The following is a 19,433-nucleotide window of genomic DNA, read 5'->3' on the forward strand; positions in this document are numbered from 1 at the left end:
AACGGCAAGGAATTCAGGAGAAGACAGTACATGACGCTCAATGTGAAAGGCGAGGGACTCGGTGCCGAGGTTACCGGCCTCGATCCCAAAAACCTGGACCACCTCACTACCGAGGAGATCCGCGAAATCGTCTACACGAACAAGCTCGTTGTTCTGAAAGACGTTCACCCTTCTCCCGAAGAATTCCTGAAACTGGGCAGAATAGTCGGGGATATCGTCACCTACTACGAGCCTATGTATCACCACCCGGTTTACCCGGAAATCTTCGTTTCTTCGACCGAACAAGGGCGCGGCGTGCCGAAAACCGGCGCGTTCTGGCACATCGACTACATGTTCATGCCGGAGCCTTTTGCGTTTTCCATGGTGCTGCCTCTTTCGGTGCCGGGAAGCGACCGCGGCACCTACTTCATCGATTTGAACAAAGTTTGGGAATCGCTGCCCGCCGCCAAGCAAGACCCGGTCCGCGGAACCGTCAGCACCCACGATCCTCGCCGGCACATCAAGATTCGCCCCAGCGACGTGCACAAACCAATCGGCGAAATCTGGGACGAGATCACCAGGACCACGCCCCCCATCAAGTGGCCCACGGTGATCAGGCACCCGCACACCGGGGAAGAGATCCTCTACATCTGTGCCTCGGGCACCACCAAGATCGAGGACAAGGACGGGAATTTGCTTGACCCGTCGATTCTGCAAGAACTCATGGTCGCCACCGGCCAGCTCGATACCGAATTCAAATCGCCGTTTATACACACGCAGCACTACGAAGTTGGCGACATCATTCTGTGGGACAACCGCGTTCTCATGCACCGCGCGAAGCACGGTACTGCCGCAGGCCATTTAACCACCCACCGGCTGACCATGTTGGACGGCCTTATCACACCAGGACATGCAGCATGACCATCATCGACTTAATCCAGCCCACGCAGTTCGAGGCAGAATTCGCGGATTCCAGCGAGACAACTCCGATCGCAGAGGAGCTGCTCGTCAGAGTCCTTGACCCGTACGCATACAAAGGATGCCGTTATCTGCTCGACGCCGAGTACAAAGCAACCCCTGACTCGGTCCTCGCAATCGGAAATTTCAGCATCGGCGAGCCGGCCTACATTCGCAGCACGGGCCACTTCAACGCCGCGGAATTCATCATGTGCTTCAACCAACTCGCGTACAGCGCGTTCGCGCCGGCCATCCTCAACGAGGAGATCCCGGTACTGCGGGGCTGGTCGATCTCGGATTATTTCGACCTTCAGCTGCCGAGCATGCTGATCAAGAACACGGCATCGCGATTCAAAAGGATGATCCACGCCCCGGCCTTCTCCGCCCGCTTGCAGTGCCAGAATTTCCAGGTGGTCGACCGCAGGACGCGCTATCTCAACATCGAGTGCTCCATCGAGTTCTGGGACGAGTTCGGCGGAGCCGCGTCCGGCGAGGTCGAACTAGCAGCACTTAACATCCCGTAAGGTACTGAGGGACACTTACAGCTATGTCGCACTCACCGCTTACGGTGCTGGAACGGGTCGTCGAGCAGGCCCGGCAGCGGCCCGAGGCAATCGCCTTGCGCCGCTGCGACGGCAAAAGCGCACTGCGGTACCGCGAACTCGTCGCCGAAATCGACAGGCTTGCCGCGACGCTTCGGACCCAGTCGGTGTCTCAGGGATCCCGGGTGCTCGTCATCTCCGACAACGGCCCCGAGACATACCTTTCGGTGCTGGCGTGTGCGAAGGTCGGCGCGATCGCCGTCATGGCGGACGGGAATCTCCCGCCCGCCACCATCGATCGATTCGGTCAGGTAACCACCCCGAGCGCGATTCTCATCGCACCGGGGAGCAGAACCGCATCGGCCGGCCTGCCTGATGGTCTGCAGTCGATACCGGCGACCCGGGTCGATCTGACCGCCGGCGCCCGGGAGACGGTTCACCCGGCGGCTGCCAACACCCCACAACTGGGCGCCGATGATCCACTGGCGATGATCTTCACCAGTGGCACGACGGGTGAGCCAAAAGCCGTGCTGCTGGCCAATCGCACCTTCTTCGCCATCCCGGACATCTTGCGGGACAACGGTTTGAACTGGGTCACCTGGGTCGACGGCGAAACCACCTACTCGCCGCTGCCGGCTACCCATGTCGGCGGATTGTGGTGGATCTTCACTTGTCTGATGCGCGGATGTTTGTGTATCACCGGCGGTGAGAACACGTCCTCCCTCATGGAGCTGCTCAGGAACAATGAGGTCGCGAGTACGTGCGTGGTTCCGACTCTTCTTACGAAACTGGTTGCCGAGCTGAAGTTGGCCGACACGACGCTGCCGTCGCTGCGACTGCTTGGATACGGTGGTTCACGGGCAATCGCGGCCGACGTGCGATTCATCGAAGCCACGGGTGTTCGCACCGCACAGGTCTACGGTTTGAGCGAAACAGGCTGCACCGCTTTGTGTTTGCCGACCGATGATGGATCGATCGCCAAAATAGAGGCGGGCGCGGTGGGGCGTCCTTATCCCGGCGTGGAGGTCTATCTGGCAGGCCCAGGCGACAGTGGGCCCACCGCCGGCAGCACCGATTCTTCCGCTACGTTCGGCACTTTGTGGATAAAGTCGCCGGCAAACATGTTGGGGTACTGGAATAACCCGCAACGCACCCAAGAGGTCCTCGTCGACGGATGGGTGAACACCGGTGACCTACTGGAGCGCCACGACGACGGCTTCTTCTACATCAAGGGGAGATCTTCGGAAATGTTCATCTCCGGTGGCGTGAACATCGCGCCCGACGAGGTCGATCGCATCGCGGAGGGGGTTCCGGGCGTCCGCGAGGCGGCATGTTACGAAATTCCGGATGCGGAGTTCGGAGCGCTGGTGGGTCTGGCTGTGGTCTCCTCCACGCAACTGGACGAGTCAGAAGCCCGCAAGCTCAAACAGGCGATCGCGGCACGTTTCCGGCAACAATCGGAGTCGATGGCGCGGCCTTCGACGATCAAGATCGTCGGGGATATTCCTCGAACGCAGTCCGGCAAGGTCATGCGTACTTCACTGGCTGCGACGGTAAGCGAAGACAAAGCCGGGGTGGTCGTTCGTGGCTGACACGTTGAGGGAAAAGGTCTTCGCAGCCGTCTGCGATGTGTTGTACATCGAAGAAGCGGATCTCACCGACGGCGATGCCACCGATCTCAGAGACCTCGGGCTGGATTCCGTTCGGTTCGTTCTCATCATGAAGCAGCTCGGCGTGGACCGAGAATCCGAGGTACCGTCCCGACTGGCGGAAAACCTGTCGATTGAGGGCTGGGTTAAGGAGCTGGAGAATCTCGGTGAACGCGCCTGAACAACGCGTGCTACGAGTTCCGCTGAGCAGGTCGCAACAAAACCTCTACAACGGGGTGCTGCAAGACGGCAATCCCGAGTTGTATCTGATCGGCAAGAGTTATCGGTTCCACCCGCTGGAGCTGACGACATTCCTGGCCGCTCTGGAAACCGCGATGCTCGAAAGTGCAGGGCAGCTCTGCGTTCTCGAGAAGTCTGCGACGGAGGTTGGCTATCCGGTTCTGGTGCCTCGGCTGAGGTTCGATGACATCGTCCAGGTGCGGTCGGACCAGACGCCCCACAGTGCCGACGAACTGAAGTCCGCGTGGACTTCCGGCATCCTCGGTAAGCCACTGGCACGCTATACCGTGCTGACAGACGAAACCGGCGACGTGTCGGGCCTCAACGTGCACACCCACCACATTCTGGTTGACGGCGGCGCGACGGCGATCATCGAGACCGACCTGGCCCGACACCTCGCGGCCGGTGCTCCTGCTGAACCTCCTTCTCTCACAGCGGGTCTGATCAAGCTGACGGAAGCACACCGGCGTGAGACGACCAAAGTCGAAGAATCGCTGCAGCGTCTCGCCGATGTCGTGCGGCGTGAGCTGGCCGACGAAGCGCGTTACGGCGGGCATGGTCACGACACAATCGATGCCCCTGGTATGGCAGCTAAGGGCGTCCTCAGCGAGTCAGTGACAATCTCCGGCCGGGCCTATGACGCGATCCTGGCCCTGTCGGAGGAGAAGCAGGTCCCGCTCAACGTGTTGGTGGCCGCAGCCGCGGTCGCGGTGGACGCGAGCCTTCGGCAGAGCACCGAGGGTCTGCTGGTTCATCCCGTGGACAACCGGTTCGGCGATCCTGAGCTGAATGTCGCGACATGTCTGGTCAACTCGGTTGCGCACGCCGTCCGGTTTTCACCATTCGCTTCGGTGCAAGAGGTCGTTCGACTGCTCGACCGCGGCTACGTCAAGGCCGTGCGACGCCGATGGTTTCGCGAAGAGCACTACCGCCGAATGTATTTGGCGATCAACCGGACATCTCACGTTGAGGCGTTGACGCTCAACTTCATCCGCCAGGCGTGTGCGCCCCAGCTTCGTCCGTTCCTCTCGGAAACACCGGTCGCGACGGATATCGGTCCGGTCGAGGGCATGACCGTGGCGTGTGTCCTGGACGAAGACCACCGGACGCTTGACCTGGCGATCTGGAACAGAGCAGATCTGCCCCCGCATCGTATGCACCACCGAGTCGCGGAGCGCATCGCTGCCGCGCTGGACTCGATGGCAAAGACGTGGGATCAGCCGATCGCCATGACCGTCGACGAGTGGTTCGGTGTCGGTCCGGACGGGGCGCGCTGCCAAGGCGATACGGCAATCGAGACACTGCCGACAACGCCGGCATGGTTTTTGGACGCGGCAGGTGGCGTGCACCAAATCCTGGAACGACACCAGTACGTTGCGCAATGGATTGCCTGGTTGGTACAGAGCGGCGCCGCGCCCGGTGACGTCCTGATTTTCACTGACGACAACACCTCACGGACCATAGATCTACTGATCGCGTGCCACCTTGCCGGCTGCGGCTACAGCGTCTGCGACACCCCAGACCAGATTCCTCTACGCGCCGGCGCCATCGCTGATCACATCGATGGTGTCGCCGCGCATGTGGTCGACGTCGTAGCCGCACAGCTGCCGGAGAGCTTGAGTGACGAGTTACAGCAGCTCCTGAATGAACGCATCAGGGGAGTCACCCAAGATGTTTCGTTAGCCACCAAGACGGCGTACGTCATGCCGACCTCGGGGTCGACCGGCCAGCCCAAGCTGGTCCGAATCTCCCACGGCTCGCTCGCGCTTTTCTGTGACGCCGTCAGACGGGCCTACGGATGGGGCCCGCACGACACCATCCTGCAATGTGCGCCGCTGACGTCGGACATCAGCGTCGAGGAGATCTTTGGTGGCGCTAGCTGTGGATCGGAGCTGCTCCGATCCACGGGCATGAAAACGGGCGACCTGGACACGCTTGCAAGAGATCTCGTCGACAAGAGCGCGACAGTCCTCGACTTGCCGACCGCCGTATGGCATTTGATGTGCGAGGACGACGACGCGATTGACGCGATCCGCCGCTCTCGCCTTCGGCAGATCGTGATCGGCGGTGAGGCCATCCGTTCCAGTGCAGTCGACAAATGGCTCGATTCTGGTGCCTCTCAGTCGATTTCGCTTGTCTCGACGTATGGTCCGACGGAAACCACCGTAGTAGTCACCTTTTTGCCGATCGCCTGCAACGGAGCAACCGTTACGGGTGGCGCACGGCTCAGGCTGGGCCGGCCGGTAGTACCGAATTCCGTGTTCATCGCCTTCGGTGAAGTCGTCATCGCGGGAGACTTGGTTTCTCCCGGCTACCTCGGGACAGACGACCGCAGCTTCGGCACGGTGGCCACCGGTGACGGTTCACGACGTCGCGCGTTTGCCACCGCCGACCGGGTAACGCTTGATGCCGAGGATTTTCCGGTCTTCGCCGGACGCAAAGACGCCATCGTCAAGATTTCCGGCAAGCGAGTCGACACGGCTGAGGTGACTCGGCGTATCTATGCGGACCCCGCGGTGTCGGATGTCGCCGTCGAACTTCACAGCGGAAGCCTTGGCGTGTGGTTCGAGACTAAGCAGACCCGCGAAGCCGGCGATGACAGTGCAGCAGCGGAACGGATCAGATTGATCCTCGTAAGCTCAGGTGTATCTTCGTTTTTCGTTGTCGGAGTCCCGAGTATCCCGAGAAAGCCCAATGGGAAGGTCGACAGCGACAATTTGCGAACGATGCCTCAGTTCGTGAATACCGTGCTAGCCGACACCGCGACGGGAGAGAAGGCGGCCGGTCTAGCGGAGGTCTGGAGCCGGCATCTCGGGAGGACCATCCGGCCGGACTCATCGCTCCTCGGCGAGGGCATCGGCTCGTTGGATCTCATCAGAATCCTCCCCGACACCCGCAGGTATCTGGGTCGACACGTCTCGATCCTGGATCTGATCAGTGCCGATACCGCCGCAAACCTCATCGACGACGGGTTGACAGCCGATGCATGGATGGATGCGGACACCGCCGCCGAGATAGAGAGCGACCTTTCTTCGCTGCGGCGACGGCGCGCGGCTGCCCAGTCCAGTGTCAAACGATCCCCGAACAGCCGCGAAACAATCGTCGTGCTGGGTGCGTCGGGCGTCCTGGGCACCGGGTTCGCGCAAGCGGTTCTAGACCTCAGGCGGTCGGGAGCCCCGTGCGCCGACGTGGTGTTGGCCACGAGATCAAAACTGCCCGAACACAATCCGTGGGCTGCTCTCCGCAGCATCGATGGGGTGCGGATCCATCAGTTGTCTGCTGAAGTCGGCCGATCAGAGCTGGAGGCGCTGATCCACGACACGGGCGCCGGAACCGTCGTGAACTGCATCGGCAACACCAATGTGCTGGTGCCATACCGCGAACTCCGGCCGGCCAACGTGGAATTGGTTTCCGCGATCGCTGAGGCATGCGCGAACAATGCCGTGAAACTGGTGCATCTGTCGACGTTTGTCGTCAATGCGGATGTCACCGTGCCGCGAGTTACCGATCCCCGCGATGCCCCGTATCCCTATGCGGCATCCAAGTCGCTCGCGGAGCTGGTAGTGGCCGGATCCCCGGACGAACTCGATTTCACCATCGTGCGCCTGCCGCGGGTACTTGGCGAGGACTATCAACTGCACGATTCCGCCGACATCCTGCTCTCGGTTGCCGACGCCTGTACTGCGTTGCGGGCCTTCCCTTCTCTGACCTTGACCGAAGAAGTCACCACTGGCCGGGCCGTCGCGAACGCGATCCTTGGCCAATTGGCCCCGTCGGCAGAAGCGACTCGACTGGGACGCGGAATCACCGTGGTGCGCGGTGAAGCAGTGGAATACGGTGAGTTTCTCAGCGGGTATGCGCTCGACGAACTTGACGTGGCTGAGTGGAAGCACCGGCTCGACGAAAGCGACTGGGCGAAGAGAAATCCCCGAAGGTGGTCGGTAGTTGACGCCTGGCTCGGCCTGGGCATGAGATTGGGCACGCGCTCATACGCGGAGTACCTGGCGGACTACCCGACCATCGCCCTCGGCATCGACTCCGTCGGAGAGCTGGCCGCGCCACCGCAATCGCTGCGTACCCTGGTGGCGAATGGCTTTTCGCAGGCGCCGGAAGTGGTTGTTGGATAATCAATTCGAGCGTTGGGGCTATTCGCGTCACAACTTGGGCAGCGGTTCCCAATCGGTCGACACCGATCGGCTCCACCGCGGCGGACGGTGCTGCAGGAACGCGTCGACGCCCTCGCGCGCATCGGCGCTGCCCATGACCCGGTGATGTAGCTTCGTCTCGAGGTCCGCGACCTGGCGCGGCGTATACCCGTTGCTCATGGTGTCCCAGAGCAGTCGCTTGCTCAGCGCGGCAGACATCGGCGCAACGTTGACGGCGATGTCGCGGGCCACCGTCATCGCATGGCCGGTTGAGCGTGACCAGCGCGACGCCATCGGCGATCGATACGGTGAGATCGCTCAAAGCCGATTTGCCGTCGGGTCTCAGCCGGCGACCGAGGCGTCGTAGATCGACTGGATCGACTTGTCCAGGGTGGCGTCGAACTGTTCGTCAGACTGGTCGGCGGAGAGCCCCTCGGTCAACGCTCGGCTGAAGCTGGCGATCAGACCGGTGTTCTTCGCCAGCAGTTCGTTGGCTTCCTCGCGTGAGTAGCCGCCGGACAGCGCCACCACCCGCATCACCTTCGGATGCTCGATCAGCGGACGGTAGTAGTTGACCTCGGTTGGCAGGCTCAACTTGAGCATCACGCGCTGGCCATCGGGCACGGTTTCGAGCTGCTTGCTGATCTCGTCGCGAAGTATCTCCTCGGCCTGTGCTTTGTCCGATATCGAGATGGTGACCTCGGGTTCGAGGATGGGCACCAAACCGTGCGACAGCACCTGCTGGCCGAGCTCGAACTGCTGGGCGACCACCGCGGCGATGCCCTTGGGGTTGGCACCACCGATCACCGACCGTTCCTTGGTGCCGAAAACGCCCTTGCCCACCGCCCGCTCCAGCAGTTCGTCCAGCCCTGGTATGGGCTTCATGAGCTGCACGTCGTCGGATTCGTCGGCCAGTCCCTTGTCGATTTTGAGGATGGGAACCACGCCCTTGGTCTCCCACAGATAGGTGGTCGACGGCTGACCGCCGATCTCGCGATCCATGGTCTGTTCGAACAAGATCGCTGCCAGGACCCGATCGCCGGTGAACGCCGGCGAGGTGATGATTCGCGAGCGCATCTGGTGAATGAGGTCGAACATCTCCTCTTCGGAGGAGTACGCGTCCTCTTCGATTCCGTACAGGCGCAGCGCTTTTGGTGTGGAACCCCCGCTCTGGTCCAGGGCGGCGATGAATCCCTTACCCGACGTCATCCGGTCGGCTTGCTGCTGGTTCGGCATGGAATTCCTCCACTTCGTCGTGGCACTCTCGGGGACGGCGCACCGTCAAGCCCAAACCGTGCCGATCATATTCGTGCGGTCAGGCCGGGAGCAGGCAGGTCGTCACTCCGTCCTGGCAAGCTCCTGTTGCCCGATTACCCCGCTTATACCCGCTGCACCGAGTCGCTCACGGAATGCCTGCGCCGTGTAGCCGACGGCCGACGCGTCGGTTCGGGCGCGCACCGTTGCCGATCGTGGCATATGAAAGAGCACACCCATTTCGCCGAAGTAGTCCCCCGGTCCCGCCACCTTGACCAGTTCCTCGCCGCCGTCGGCCAATTCGCGCACGATGTCGAACTCGCCGTCGGACACCACATAGATCAGGTCACCCATCGTGCATTGCTCGAACAACACTTCGCCCGCCTTGAGCTGCACCGTCTCGGGGGGCCGGTTCGTCGAAGCCTGCGTGGGCGCCATCTCGACGACGTGATCGGCCATCGGCAATATCCGGCTGTCGTGGGTCGCAACGACCACGACACGCTCTCCCTCCGCGAGCGAGCGGATCAACCGCAGCACCTCCTCCACCTGGATGAAGTCGAGGTGCGCAGTCGGCTCGTCGGCGAGGATCAGTGGCGGTTCCAGCGCGATCGCGCGAGCGACTGCGACCCGTTGCTGCTGTCCGCCGCTGAGGTCGCCCGGACGGTGTTTCATCCGGTCTTCGAGGTTGACCCGTTTCAGTAATTCCTCGGCGCGCCGATGCGATGCCGCCCGCGACCATCCGGTTGCGCGCAGCGGAACCATTACGTTCTCGAGGGCGGTGAGGCTGGGCACCAGGTTGAAGGCTTGGAAGACGATGCCCACTGTGTCGCGCCGATACCTGGCCAGCTCGTGGCCGTCGAGCGCGGTGACGTCGGTGCCGCCGAACTTGATCGCTCCACTCTTCGGCCGCAGAATTCCGCCGAGGCACGACAGCAGCGTCGTCTTCCCGCAACCGCTGGGGCCGAGCAGAATCACCAGCGACCCCGCGGCCACGTCGAGATTCAGCCCGTTGATGGGCCGTAGCGCGTATCCGCCGCTGGAGTACTCGACGACGAGATCTTGAATGCTCAGGTCGCCCATCGATCAGGGACCTCCGAATGCGAGCGCCGGATCGACTGCTACCGCGCGTCTTAGTCCCGCAACGCTGGCGAGCAGACCGATCGCGATCGCGATCACGGGCAGTGCCAGGTAGGCCCGCATGGGCACCACCACGATCATCGGGAACAGCGGCGCCAGCAGCTGCGCAAGGAGAACGCCGACCACGGCCGCAAGCAACGCGACGACGACCGCTTGCAGCGCGAGGCCGGCAAGAATCTGTCGCGTCGGCACACCGATTGCCTTGAAAACCGCGAAGTCGCGTAGCCGCTCGAGCGCGGATAGGTAGACCAATGAGCCGACAATCAGCACCGCCACGATCCACAGCAAGACGGCAACGATCGTGATCGCACCCACCGCGACCTTCAACGGACGCATCAAGTCGGTGACGCCGGCCGCGCGATCGACGGTCTGATAGCCCTCGGGGAGGTGCCGGGGCTTGCCGATGATCCCGATCGACGTGATCATCGGCTGCCCGTTGTACGCCAGTTGCTGCAGGCCCTCGGTCGTCAGGAAGATACACGGCGTCTTCGCCAGTGCGGTGGCGTTGGGCACGATGCCGACGATCCGCAGAGTGCGCGAGCCGACCTGCAGGTCCTCGCCAATGTGCTTCCCCAGGGTGCTCGACACCTCGACCTCGTCGGGCGCCGTCGGTGTCTGGCCTTCCGAAACCTGCGGCATGCCAGGTCCGTGCGCCGGGGCGCCGAAAGCTGTGGCGTTCCGCGCCGAGGTTCCTTCCCTGATCGCAGACGCGGCGGTGGCAAGCGGCGCCGCTGCAACCACCCCGGGCTCCGCGGCCACTCTGGCGACGTCTACCTGGGCGAATGGAGTCGCGCCCAGGAATGGTCCGGCCGCACCGGCTTTGACCACGAACCCGTCGACGCCCATAGCGTCGACGGTCCGCTGGGCCTCGACCCGAAAGCCGTTCGCCAGTCCGGTCAGGACAAGCGTCATTGCGAAGACCAGCCCGGTGCTGATGATTGCGATGACGAGGCGCCGCTTTCGCCATTGCATGTCGCGTAACGCCGCGATCAGCATGGTCACGACGCTACCGCCGCAGCCCCGTCGCGGACAGCCCTTTCTTGGTCCCTGGGGCGCGTCAGATCAATCGCTGGCAAGCTCGCGGTGCTCGATCACGTCGCGCAGCGCACCCATACCGGCCCGCTTACGAAACGCCGGTGCGGTGTAACCGATGACGGTCGCATCGGTGCGGGCGCGCGCCGTGGCCGAACGCGGCATGTGGAACAGCACTCCGATCTCGCCGAAGTAGTCCCATGGGCCCACCACCTTGATCAATTCCTCACCGCCGTTTGCCAATTCGCGCACCAGCTCGAACTCACCCTCGGTCACCACGTAGATCAGCTCGCCCGTCGTGGACTGCTCGAACAACACCTCGCCCGCCTTTACCTGCAGGGTCTCGGGGGGCCCGGCTGCCTCCGGGAAATCGGGCGTCAGCTCGACGACGCGATCGGCCAGCGGCAGCATCCGAGCGTCATGAGTCGCGACCACCACGACGCGCTCCCCGTCGGCGAGTTCTCGAATCAACCGCAGCACCTCCTCCACCTGGATGTAGTCGAGATGTGCGGTGGGTTCGTCGGCGAGGATCAGCGGCGGATCAAGCGCGATCGCGCGAGCAATGGCCACGCGTTGCTGCTGCCCGCCGCTCAGGTCACCCGGGCGGTGTTTCATCCGCTCCTCAAGATTGACCCGCGTCAGCAGTTCCGTAGCCCGCTCTCGGGCGGCAGCGCGTGACCACCCGGCCAATCGCAGCGGAATCATCACATTCTCGAATGCGGTGAGGCTCGGCACGAGATTGAAGGCCTGAAAGATGATGCCTACCTGGTCGCGCCGGTATTTCGCCAGCGCGGTGCCCTCCAGAGTCGTGATGTCGACATCCCGGAAGTTGATTGCCCCAGACTTCGGCCGCAGGATGCCGCCGAGGCACGACAGCAGCGTCGTCTTCCCGCAGCCACTGGGACCCAGCAGGATTACCAACGAGCTGGTTGACACGTCGAGGTTCAAACCATTGATCGGCCGCAGTGCGTAGCCACCGCTGTAGTACTCGACAACCAGGTTCTGAATGTTGAGGTCGCCCACCGGTCAGGGACCTCCGAACGCGAGCGCGGGATCGACGGCCACGACGCGCCTCAGTCCGAGGAGGCTGGCCAGCAGACCGATCACGATCGCGACCACCGGTAGCGCCAGGTAGGCGCCGACGGGCACCGCGACAATCATCGGGAACAACGGCGCGAGCAGCTGTGCAAGGAGGACGCCCACCGCCGCGGCGACCAGCGCAATAACGAGCGCCTGCAGAGCGAGGCCCGCCAGGATCGAGCGTGTCGGTGCGCCGATCGCCTTGAACACCGCGAAGTCGCGCAGCCGCTCGAGGGCGGAGAGGTACACCACTGATCCGACGATCAGCACGGCCACGATCCACAACAACACAGCCACGATGGATATCGAACTGACCGCGACCTTAAGCGGCCGAACCAGCTCGTTGACAGCGCCCGCACGGTCGAAAGTCTGGTAGCCGGCGGGCAGTGCCCGGGGACTACCTTTGATCCCGATCGATGTGATGAGCGGCTGCCCGTTGTAGGCCATTTGCTGTATGCCTTGTGTCGTCAGGAAGATGTTGGGTACCGCCATCGCCGTGGAATTGGGCACGAGGCCGACGATGCGCAGCACGTGGGCCCCGACTTCCAGGCTCTCGCCGATATGGCGGCCGATCGTGCTCGACACCGCGACCTCGTCCGGCGCCGAAGGTGCCCGACCTTCAGGCACGTGCGGCATGCCGGGGCCATGCTCGGGCGCGCCGAAGGCGGTGACGTTTCGTGTTGACTTCCCGTCCTGCATCATCGTCACCACACAGCCCAGTGGGACGGCAGCCTCGACGCCGGGCTCGGATGCCACCCGGGCCAGGTCGACTTCCGGAAACGGTATCGAACCCGCGAACGGTCCGGCCGCGCCGGTTTTGACCACGAATTGGTCGATACCGAGGGAATCGATTGTTTGCCTGGCCTCGACCCGGAACCCGTTCGCCAGCCCGGTCAGCACGAGCGTCATCCCGAAGATCAGTCCGGTGCTGAGGATCGTGATGACAAGGCGCCGTTTTCGCCATTGCATATCACGCAGCGCCGCAAACAACATTCCCAGAACCTACCAATGCCAACTGCTTAACTGACCATATTTTGTGTACCTATTGCGCGCACAAATTCGGGTGGATACCGCGCTAGCGGTGGCCGAAAAATCCGCGACGCGCGGACCGCTGACATCCGGTGTTATCCGGGTGGCCTACGATTACCACTGTTTGGAGGTCCCCTACACCTCCAGTTGGCTGCACAGGATGGACGGCACTGTTCCGTACGGGTTGAAGCAACAGCCCCGGTCGGCGACTGATTGTCGGAGAACTATCCCAGTCGGGACGGATGTGAGAAACAGCGATGATCGAAAAATCTGGCAACTCCGTCGAACCGACACCGTTCGATGTCGGGAAACACCAAGCAGGTCAGGCGGTCGTACTGACCGTCGCAGGCGAAGTGGACATGCTCACCGCGCCGAAGTTGACCGAGGCGATCCAAGCCGCCCTGGCCACCAAGCCTGAGACCCTGGTCGTCGATCTGTCGAAGGTGGAATTCCTCGCATCTGCCGGGATGACCGCTCTCGTCACCGCGCAGGCGGAAGTCGTCGCACCCACTCGGTTCGCGGTCGTCGCGGACGGGCCGGCCACCAGCCGACCGATAAAGCTCATGGGAATCGACAGCGTATTACCGCTGTACAGCACGCTGGATAGCGCGCTGAGCGATTGTTGATCATTGGCGGCATTCGGTGTCTCACATCGACGACCTACCGCGAGACGATCTACCGCGAGACGACCAATCACGATTCGTGCGAAAGCGAATTGCCGCAGACGCGTCCAGCGCCGCTCAGACCCGAGCCGAGTTCGGGAACTGGCTTGACAAACATTTCAGCCTCGGCGCCGAACGGTTCAATGACTTGCTGCTGGCGGTGAATGAAGCGATTGCAAATGCCGCCGAGTTCGCCTACATCGATGACGCGCAGTGCGGGACGATGGACGTCAGCGCAGACTACGACGCACATTCGGACACCCTCGCCGTCACCGTCAACGACCGCGGTCGTTGGCGCCACAGTGTGCCGGCACCGGTTGCTCCTGGGCGACTATGTCAGGTTCGGGGACGCGGAATCCCCCTGATGCGGGCGCTTGCCGATGAGGCGATCATCGACGGCACACCGCACGGAACAAGCGTCAGGCTGACCTGGACAGACTTCACGGGCGCCAGGTCAGTCACCTGACGCCCCAGGTTTCCTCGTCCGCGTGAATGCGTCGGGGTTTGGTGTGAATCCTGGGCTCTGCGACTGAATCAAAGCCAACGCACACTCAACTCGTCGCTACGGCCACCCCGGCCAAAGGATTCATTGACTCAGCCCACTGAGGCGCCTACCGTCAATACATACGCTACGTGGCGTAGCGTAATAATCCCTCAAGCCCGGGTTCGCTGCCCTGGAGGATCCATGTTCGACCTGAAAATCATCGGTGGCACTGTCGTCGACGGCACCGGCGCAGAACGCTATCGCGCCGACGTCGGCATCAAGGACGGCAAGATCGTCGACGTCGTCCGCCGCGGTACCAACGACGAGGGCTTGGACAGCGCCGAAGCCGCCGCAACGATCGACGCGACCGGACATGTGGTGGCTCCCGGTTTCGTCGACATCCATACCCACTACGACGGTCAGGTCAGTTGGGACAGCTTGCTGGAGCCATCTAGCGGGCACGGCGTGACCACTGTGGTCACCGGCAACTGCGGCGTCGGGTTCGCCCCCGTCCGGCCCGGCACCGAGGACTGGCTGATCGAGTTGATGGAGGGGGTCGAGGACATCCCCGGCACCGCGCTGACCGAGGGCATCACCTGGGGCTGGGAAACCTATCCCGAGTACCTCGACGCGATCGGGAAGCAAAAGTTCGCGATCGACGTGGGCAGCCAGGTCGCCCACGGCGCCGTCCGCGCCTACGCGATGGGCGAGCGGGGCGCCAAGAACGAGCCGGCCACCCCCGAGGACATCGCGGCAATGGGTCGGCTGGTCACCGAGGCGATGGAAGTTGGCGCGCTCGGATTCTCCACGTCGCGCACCATGGGACACCGTGCGATGGATGGCGAACCAGTGCCCGGCACGTTCGCCGCCGAAGACGAACTTTTCGGTCTCGGTCGCGCCATGGCGGCCGGCGGCCAAGGCGTGTTCGAGCTGGCCCCGCAGGGGGCCGCCGGGGAGGACATCGTCGCCCCCAAGAAGGAACTGGAGTGGATGCGACGGCTGGGCGGCGAAATCGATCGGCCGGTGTCGTTCGCACTCATACAAGTGGACGCCGACCCGAACCTGTGGCGCGAGATGTTGGAGCTCTCTGCGGCCGCGCATGAGGCGGGCAGCCGGCTGCATCCCCAGATCGCGGCGCGTCCGTTCGGCATGATGATCGGCTTCCAGGGCCATCATGGCTTCAGCCATCGGCCCACCTATCGCCGGCTGGCGGCCGAGTGCAGCCGCGAGGAACTCGCGCAGCGCCTGGCAGACCCTGCGGTGAAGGCCGCGATCCTCGCCGAGGACGACCTGCCCGCCGATCCGACTCTGTTGTTCGACGGCATGTTCGCCTTGGTGCAACACTCCCTGGGACGGCTCTACGCGCTCGGCAACCCGCCCGATTACGAGCCCACGCCGGATCGCACCGTCGCCGCGATTGCCAAGGCCCGCGGCGAGGATCCGCTGTCGACGCTGTACGACCTCATGCTCGAGTCGGACGCGACCGCCATGCTCATGCTGCCGCTGTTCAACTACGCAGACGGCAACCACGACGCAATTCGCGAGATGATGCTGCACCCGGCCGGCGTGCTGGGCCTGTCCGATGGCGGCGCCCACTGCGGAATGATCTGCGACGCTTCATATCCCACGTTCCTGCTGACGCACTGGGCGCGGGACCGCAAGCGCGGCGACAAGCTGTCGCTGGAATACGTGATCCGCAAGCAGTCGCATGACACGGCACATCTGTTCGGCTTGACCGACCGCGGCACGATCGAGGCCGGCAAGAAGGCCGACATCAACGTCATTGACATGAACGCGCTGACGCTGCACCCCGCGGCGATGGCCTTCGACCTGCCCGCCGGCGGAAACCGGATCCTGCAGGGCGCAAGCGGGTACGCCGCGACCATCGTCAGTGGAACGGTGACGCGTCGCAACGACGTCGACACCGGGGCGCGTCCCGGCCGCCTGGTGCGCGGCGCCCGTTAAGGCACATGACAGCCACCGCGGGCAATCCGGCCCGTACCCGTGACGAGGACGCGATCGGCACACCGCCGGAAAGCCCGACGCTGGTGCCTGCCGCACGCTATTACTCTCCGGCGTTCGCGGCGCTCGAGTTTGAGCGCATGTGGCCCAAGGTATGGCAGATAGCCTGCATGGTCGACCATGTCGCCGAGCCTGGCGACTACTTCGAATACCGTTGCGGTCCATACGGAGTCCTGATTGTTCGCGGTGACGACGGCGTGCTGCGCGCGTTCCAGAACGCGTGTCGCCATCGCGGCAACTCGGTGTGCGTGGGCTCGGGTTCGGGCCTGCGCGAACTCAAGTGCGGCTACCACGGCTGGACGTGGGACCTGGCCGGCACACTCAAGCGGGTGCCCAACCGCAAAGGTTTCGGTGCGCTGCGGATGTCCGACTTTCCGTTGGTGCCGGTGCGGGTGGATACCTGGGAGGGTCTCGTCTTCGTCAACCTCGATCGGGCCGCGATGCCGTTGCTCGAGTATCTGGAAGCCATACCGGAAGACGTCGCCTGGACCAATCTGAGCGAATTCCGCTGCTACGCCACGCTGACCATCGAGGTGGACGCCAACTGGAAGACGATTGCCGACGGCTACAGCGAGACGTATCACGTTCAGACGCTGCATCCCGAACTGTTGCGCTGTGTAGACGATATCCATGCGCCACAACAGATTTGGGGGCACACGGGTAAATCCGACCAGCCCTACGGTGTGCAGAGCCCACGCTTTGACGGCGCGCTCAGCGGCGAGGAAGTCTGGGACGCTTACGTTTACACCCAAGGCGCACTCATGGGCGCACCGGAAGGCACGCCGTTTCCCGCCGAAGAACGCCAACCGGGACAGACCGTGCAAGACCTGATCGCGGCGCGCACCCGCGCGTTTGCGGCACAACGCGGCGTAGATCTGGACTGGGCGGACACCGACCGGATCACCCGGCTGCACCAGTACAACGTGTTCCCCAACATGACGTTTCTGACCAACGCCGACCACCTGACGATCATGTGCTCACGACCCGGCCCCACCCCCGATCAAGGCGAGATGGTCATGTTCTTGATGACACGCATGCCGCCGGGTGCGCCGCGGAGCAAACCGACCGACGTGCGCACCACCGCGGGCGAGTCCGCACCGGGCCTGGTGCTCACGCAAGACGTCCGAGTTCTCGCGGGCTTGCAGCGGGGCATGCACCAGCCCGGTTTCACTCACCTGGTCCTGTCAAACGAGGAGCGGCGGGTGATCAACATGCACCGCAATCTCGAGCGCTATCTCGACCTGCCCGAATCGGAGCGGATGACCGGGGGCGATACCGGCCGGCCGAAGTGACCGGTTTGCAGTTTGCGGGTCTCACCGACGTCGGTTGTCTACGGACCAACAACCAGGACAGCTGGGGAGCCGATCCCGAACAGTCCCTGTTCATGGTTGCCGACGGCGTGGCCTGCAGCACCGACGGCGCCATGGCCGCTCACCTTGTGGTTGAGTTGCTGCCGACATATGTGGCCCGTCACCTCACCGCGGAAGACGTGGGTTCGACGGCCTCGGAATCGCTGGGACGCGCTGTCACGGAATTTTGCAATGACTTTCGCGCTTACGCCAACACCGATCCACGGGTGGCCGGGGCCAACAGCACGCTGGTGGCGCTGGTCGTTTCGGGGTCGCGCGCATTGTTCGCTCATCTGGGAGACAGTCGCGCATACCTCTACCGCGAGCAGGAGCTGCAGCGCATCACCCGCGATCACAGCCTGGTCCAGGAATTGATCGAAGCGGGCGAGCTGGCTGTCGAGGACGCCAAGGACCACCCGGGCCGAAACATCATCACCCGCCACATTGCGATGTATCCGCGGGCGCTACCGGATACCGCGGCGGTGGAGCTGCTTCCCGGAGACCGGATCCTGCTGTCCAGCGACGGCCTGCATGGCGTCGTCGACGAATCGTCACTCGCACAGATACTGGGCGGGCACCCCGTGCCGGAAGATGCCTGTGCGGCACTGATCGACGCCGCAAAGCAGGCGGGCGGACCGGACAACATTACCGCTGTGGTGATCGACATCGTCGAGACCGACCAATAGTGTTGCATCGCAACGCCACAGAAGGAACATTCATGGTTATCAACTATCGGTTCGCGGCGTTGGCCGCGTCTGTCGGGGCAATCCTGGTCCTCGTCGGCTGCTCGACGTCGGGACGACCAACCAGTTCCGGCAGCTCCATTCCGCAGACACAATCCGCATCGCCGTCGGGTCAAGTGTCACCCAGCTCCTCGGGCGTGCCGGCCTCCAGCGATCCGCGGCGTACCGGAAAGGCCGATGGACTGCAAATCACCATCTATCCGCAAGAGGGCACCACGGTCCGGCCGGGTGGGCCGCCAATGCGCTTCGGCATCACGCTGTTGAATACCACCGCCAATGACATTGCACAGGTGGGACTCGTTGTGTCCCTGGGCCATTGTTCGTGCGGATCGCCGGAGCAACACATGATGCCCCGGGGGTCGATGCGGATGCTCGACCAGAACACCAACACATGGGTGGCGGCGCCGTATGTCCGCGAAGCCGGCGGGATGGACTTCATTCTGCAAACCCTGGTGCCGCCTTTCGACGTGAAACACGGAGGTCAGGTCGTCACCTACGACCTGGAAATGCAGCTCGACGCCAAGCAGGATTTCACCGTCAGCAAGGGCGAGGGCGCCATCAACGTGACGAGGACCGACGTCGCCACGCACAACCCGATCGGTACCAGTCCCACTGCATCGCTTCGTATCTCGGTCGAACCCTGAGCGGTTCAGCCACCCTGTCGACCGGATTGGTGCGGAACCCGGCTTGGTTTAAATTGGTGTGCGCCGTCAGCGTGGATCGTGATTCGCGCGTTGCGGAACTGGTTGGCAGTCCTGTTTTCAGGATGCGCGAATTGCGTTCTGCCTCAACCGGTTTGGGCTGCCCGAGCATCGTGCCGGTAGTGACGTGGCTTAGTTGGTTGCCGGTGGGGGTGGCTGGAATGGGTCGTACCACCACCAGTCGGCGCGCTCCCCGGTGGGTCCGGGGCACGGTGGGACCGCCGGCGGTGGGCCAGTGGGTGGGCGGGCCAGCGAGGCGGCGCTGAGCGTTCGTCCGTCGCTGTCGGTGACGATGAGATCGTCGGCGGGTCCGCTGATGGTGATCAGGCCGCGATGGTGCAGCCGATGATGATACGGGCACACCAAGATTAGGTTTTCCAGCTCGGTGGGCCCACCGTCTTCCCAATGCCGGATGTGGTGGGCGAGCA

The 19,433-nt window shown here is 63.3% G+C and carries 17 protein-coding genes and 1 pseudogene; 11 read left to right on the forward strand and 7 right to left on the reverse strand.

Annotated features, from left to right (window positions below; translation table 11 throughout):
* The first annotated feature begins 30 nt into the window (after positions 1-30).
* From A9W99_RS03630 to A9W99_RS03650, 5 genes are read left to right on the forward strand one after another with little or no spacing between them, the layout of a single operon-like run.
* Positions 31-900 (forward strand): TauD/TfdA family dioxygenase, encoded by an 870-nt coding sequence (locus tag A9W99_RS03630; protein WP_067373414.1) that lies wholly within the window; start codon positions 31-33, stop codon positions 898-900.
* Positions 897-1,460 carry an FcoT family thioesterase gene (locus A9W99_RS03635; protein ID WP_067373417.1) on the forward strand — a complete coding sequence of 188 codons (564 nt, stop codon included), beginning with the start codon at positions 897-899 and terminating at the stop codon, positions 1,458-1,460. The genes A9W99_RS03630 and A9W99_RS03635 overlap by 4 nt, the downstream gene beginning before the upstream one ends.
* A gap of 23 nt (positions 1,461-1,483) precedes the next feature.
* Complete coding sequence (fadD10, locus tag A9W99_RS03640; protein WP_067373420.1) at positions 1,484-3,070, forward strand: fatty acid--CoA ligase FadD10; 1,587 nt, start codon at positions 1,484-1,486, stop codon at positions 3,068-3,070.
* Positions 3,071-3,074: 4 nt separating this feature from the next.
* The gene (locus tag A9W99_RS03645; protein WP_082929808.1) at positions 3,075-3,308 is read left to right on the forward strand and encodes an acyl carrier protein; all 234 of its coding nucleotides are present in this window, start codon (positions 3,075-3,077) and stop codon (positions 3,306-3,308) included.
* Positions 3,295-7,494, forward strand: a complete 4,200-nt coding sequence (locus A9W99_RS03650; RefSeq protein ID WP_067373426.1) for an AMP-binding protein — start codon at positions 3,295-3,297, stop codon at positions 7,492-7,494. Before A9W99_RS03645 ends, A9W99_RS03650 begins: the two co-directional genes overlap by 14 nt.
* 27 nt (positions 7,495-7,521) lie before the next feature.
* Here A9W99_RS03650 and A9W99_RS03655 read toward each other — a convergent pair.
* The 6 genes and pseudogenes from A9W99_RS03655 to A9W99_RS03680 form a co-directional block, all read right to left on the reverse strand.
* Positions 7,522-7,788: pseudogene (locus A9W99_RS03655) on the reverse strand (crotonase); the annotation flags it as partial.
* Between the two features lie 66 nt (positions 7,789-7,854).
* The gene (locus A9W99_RS03660) at positions 7,855-8,748 is read right to left on the reverse strand and encodes a fructose bisphosphate aldolase (RefSeq protein ID WP_067373432.1); all 894 of its coding nucleotides are present in this window, start codon (positions 8,746-8,748) and stop codon (positions 7,855-7,857) included.
* 102 nt (positions 8,749-8,850) lie between these two features.
* Positions 8,851-9,846, reverse strand: a complete 996-nt coding sequence (locus A9W99_RS03665; RefSeq protein WP_067373435.1) for an ATP-binding cassette domain-containing protein — start codon at positions 9,844-9,846, stop codon at positions 8,851-8,853.
* 3 nt (positions 9,847-9,849) lie between these two features.
* On the reverse strand, positions 9,850-10,899 hold the full coding sequence (locus tag A9W99_RS03670) for an ABC transporter permease (protein ID WP_067373437.1): 1,050 nt from the start codon (positions 10,897-10,899) through the stop codon (positions 9,850-9,852).
* 66 nt (positions 10,900-10,965) lie between these two features.
* The gene (locus A9W99_RS03675) at positions 10,966-11,958 is read right to left on the reverse strand and encodes an ATP-binding cassette domain-containing protein (RefSeq protein WP_067373439.1); all 993 of its coding nucleotides are present in this window, start codon (positions 11,956-11,958) and stop codon (positions 10,966-10,968) included.
* A 3-nt stretch (positions 11,959-11,961) separates the two neighbouring features.
* The gene (locus A9W99_RS03680; RefSeq protein ID WP_067373441.1) at positions 11,962-13,008 is read right to left on the reverse strand and encodes an ABC transporter permease; all 1,047 of its coding nucleotides are present in this window, start codon (positions 13,006-13,008) and stop codon (positions 11,962-11,964) included.
* Between the two features lie 293 nt (positions 13,009-13,301).
* Between A9W99_RS03680 and A9W99_RS03685 the strand changes: the two genes are divergently transcribed.
* From A9W99_RS03685 to A9W99_RS03710, 6 genes are all read left to right on the forward strand, one after another.
* A complete protein-coding gene (locus A9W99_RS03685) occupies positions 13,302-13,670 on the forward strand; it encodes an STAS domain-containing protein (RefSeq protein WP_067373444.1) in 369 nt (122 codons plus the stop codon).
* Positions 13,671-13,746: 76 nt separating this feature from the next.
* On the forward strand, positions 13,747-14,172 hold the full coding sequence (locus tag A9W99_RS03690; protein ID WP_216639702.1) for an ATP-binding protein: 426 nt from the start codon (positions 13,747-13,749) through the stop codon (positions 14,170-14,172).
* 219 nt (positions 14,173-14,391) lie between these two features.
* A complete protein-coding gene (locus tag A9W99_RS03695) occupies positions 14,392-16,155 on the forward strand; it encodes an amidohydrolase family protein (protein ID WP_067373447.1) in 1,764 nt (587 codons plus the stop codon).
* Between the two features lie 5 nt (positions 16,156-16,160).
* Positions 16,161-17,504 (forward strand): aromatic ring-hydroxylating dioxygenase subunit alpha, encoded by a 1,344-nt coding sequence (locus A9W99_RS03700; protein ID WP_067373450.1) that lies wholly within the window; start codon positions 16,161-16,163, stop codon positions 17,502-17,504.
* Positions 17,501-18,247 carry a PP2C family serine/threonine-protein phosphatase gene (locus A9W99_RS03705; RefSeq protein WP_067373453.1) on the forward strand — a complete coding sequence of 249 codons (747 nt, stop codon included), beginning with the start codon at positions 17,501-17,503 and terminating at the stop codon, positions 18,245-18,247. Before A9W99_RS03700 ends, A9W99_RS03705 begins: the two co-directional genes overlap by 4 nt.
* Before the next feature lie 32 nt (positions 18,248-18,279).
* Positions 18,280-18,948: a hypothetical protein gene (locus A9W99_RS03710; RefSeq protein ID WP_156622920.1), complete on the forward strand. Its 669-nt coding sequence runs from the start codon at positions 18,280-18,282 to the stop codon at positions 18,946-18,948.
* A 189-nt stretch (positions 18,949-19,137) separates the two neighbouring features.
* On the opposite strand, the gene A9W99_RS03715 is transcribed toward A9W99_RS03710, so the two are convergent.
* Positions 19,138-19,433 (reverse strand): HNH endonuclease signature motif containing protein (locus A9W99_RS03715; protein ID WP_172828797.1); only part of this gene is annotated, 296 nt, incomplete at its 5' end.

Source organism: Mycobacterium sp. 1164966.3 (genome assembly GCF_001665395.1).
Classification (GTDB): domain Bacteria; phylum Actinomycetota; class Actinomycetes; order Mycobacteriales; family Mycobacteriaceae; genus Mycobacterium.

What these genes read in the sequence shown, in the direction of transcription:
- A9W99_RS03630 (WP_067373414.1), top strand. Translation starts at nt 31, where the DNA reads ATGACGCTCAATGTGAAAGGCGAGGGACTCGGTGCCGAGGTTACCGGC.
- A9W99_RS03635 (WP_067373417.1), top strand. Translation starts at nt 897, where the DNA reads ATGACCATCATCGACTTAATCCAGCCCACGCAGTTCGAGGCAGAATTC.
- fadD10 (WP_067373420.1), top strand. Translation starts at nt 1,484, where the DNA reads ATGTCGCACTCACCGCTTACGGTGCTGGAACGGGTCGTCGAGCAGGCC.
- A9W99_RS03660 (WP_067373432.1), bottom strand. Translation starts at nt 8,748, where the DNA reads ATGCCGAACCAGCAGCAAGCCGACCGGATGACGTCGGGTAAGGGATTC.
- A9W99_RS03665 (WP_067373435.1), bottom strand. Translation starts at nt 9,846, where the DNA reads ATGGGCGACCTGAGCATTCAAGATCTCGTCGTCGAGTACTCCAGCGGC.
- A9W99_RS03670 (WP_067373437.1), bottom strand. Translation starts at nt 10,899, where the DNA reads ATGCTGATCGCGGCGTTACGCGACATGCAATGGCGAAAGCGGCGCCTC.
- A9W99_RS03680 (WP_067373441.1), bottom strand. Translation starts at nt 13,008, where the DNA reads ATGTTGTTTGCGGCGCTGCGTGATATGCAATGGCGAAAACGGCGCCTT.
- A9W99_RS03685 (WP_067373444.1), top strand. Translation starts at nt 13,302, where the DNA reads ATGATCGAAAAATCTGGCAACTCCGTCGAACCGACACCGTTCGATGTC.
- A9W99_RS03695 (WP_067373447.1), top strand. Translation starts at nt 14,392, where the DNA reads ATGTTCGACCTGAAAATCATCGGTGGCACTGTCGTCGACGGCACCGGC.
- A9W99_RS03700 (WP_067373450.1), top strand. Translation starts at nt 16,161, where the DNA reads ATGACAGCCACCGCGGGCAATCCGGCCCGTACCCGTGACGAGGACGCG.
- A9W99_RS03710 (WP_156622920.1), top strand. Translation starts at nt 18,280, where the DNA reads ATGGTTATCAACTATCGGTTCGCGGCGTTGGCCGCGTCTGTCGGGGCA.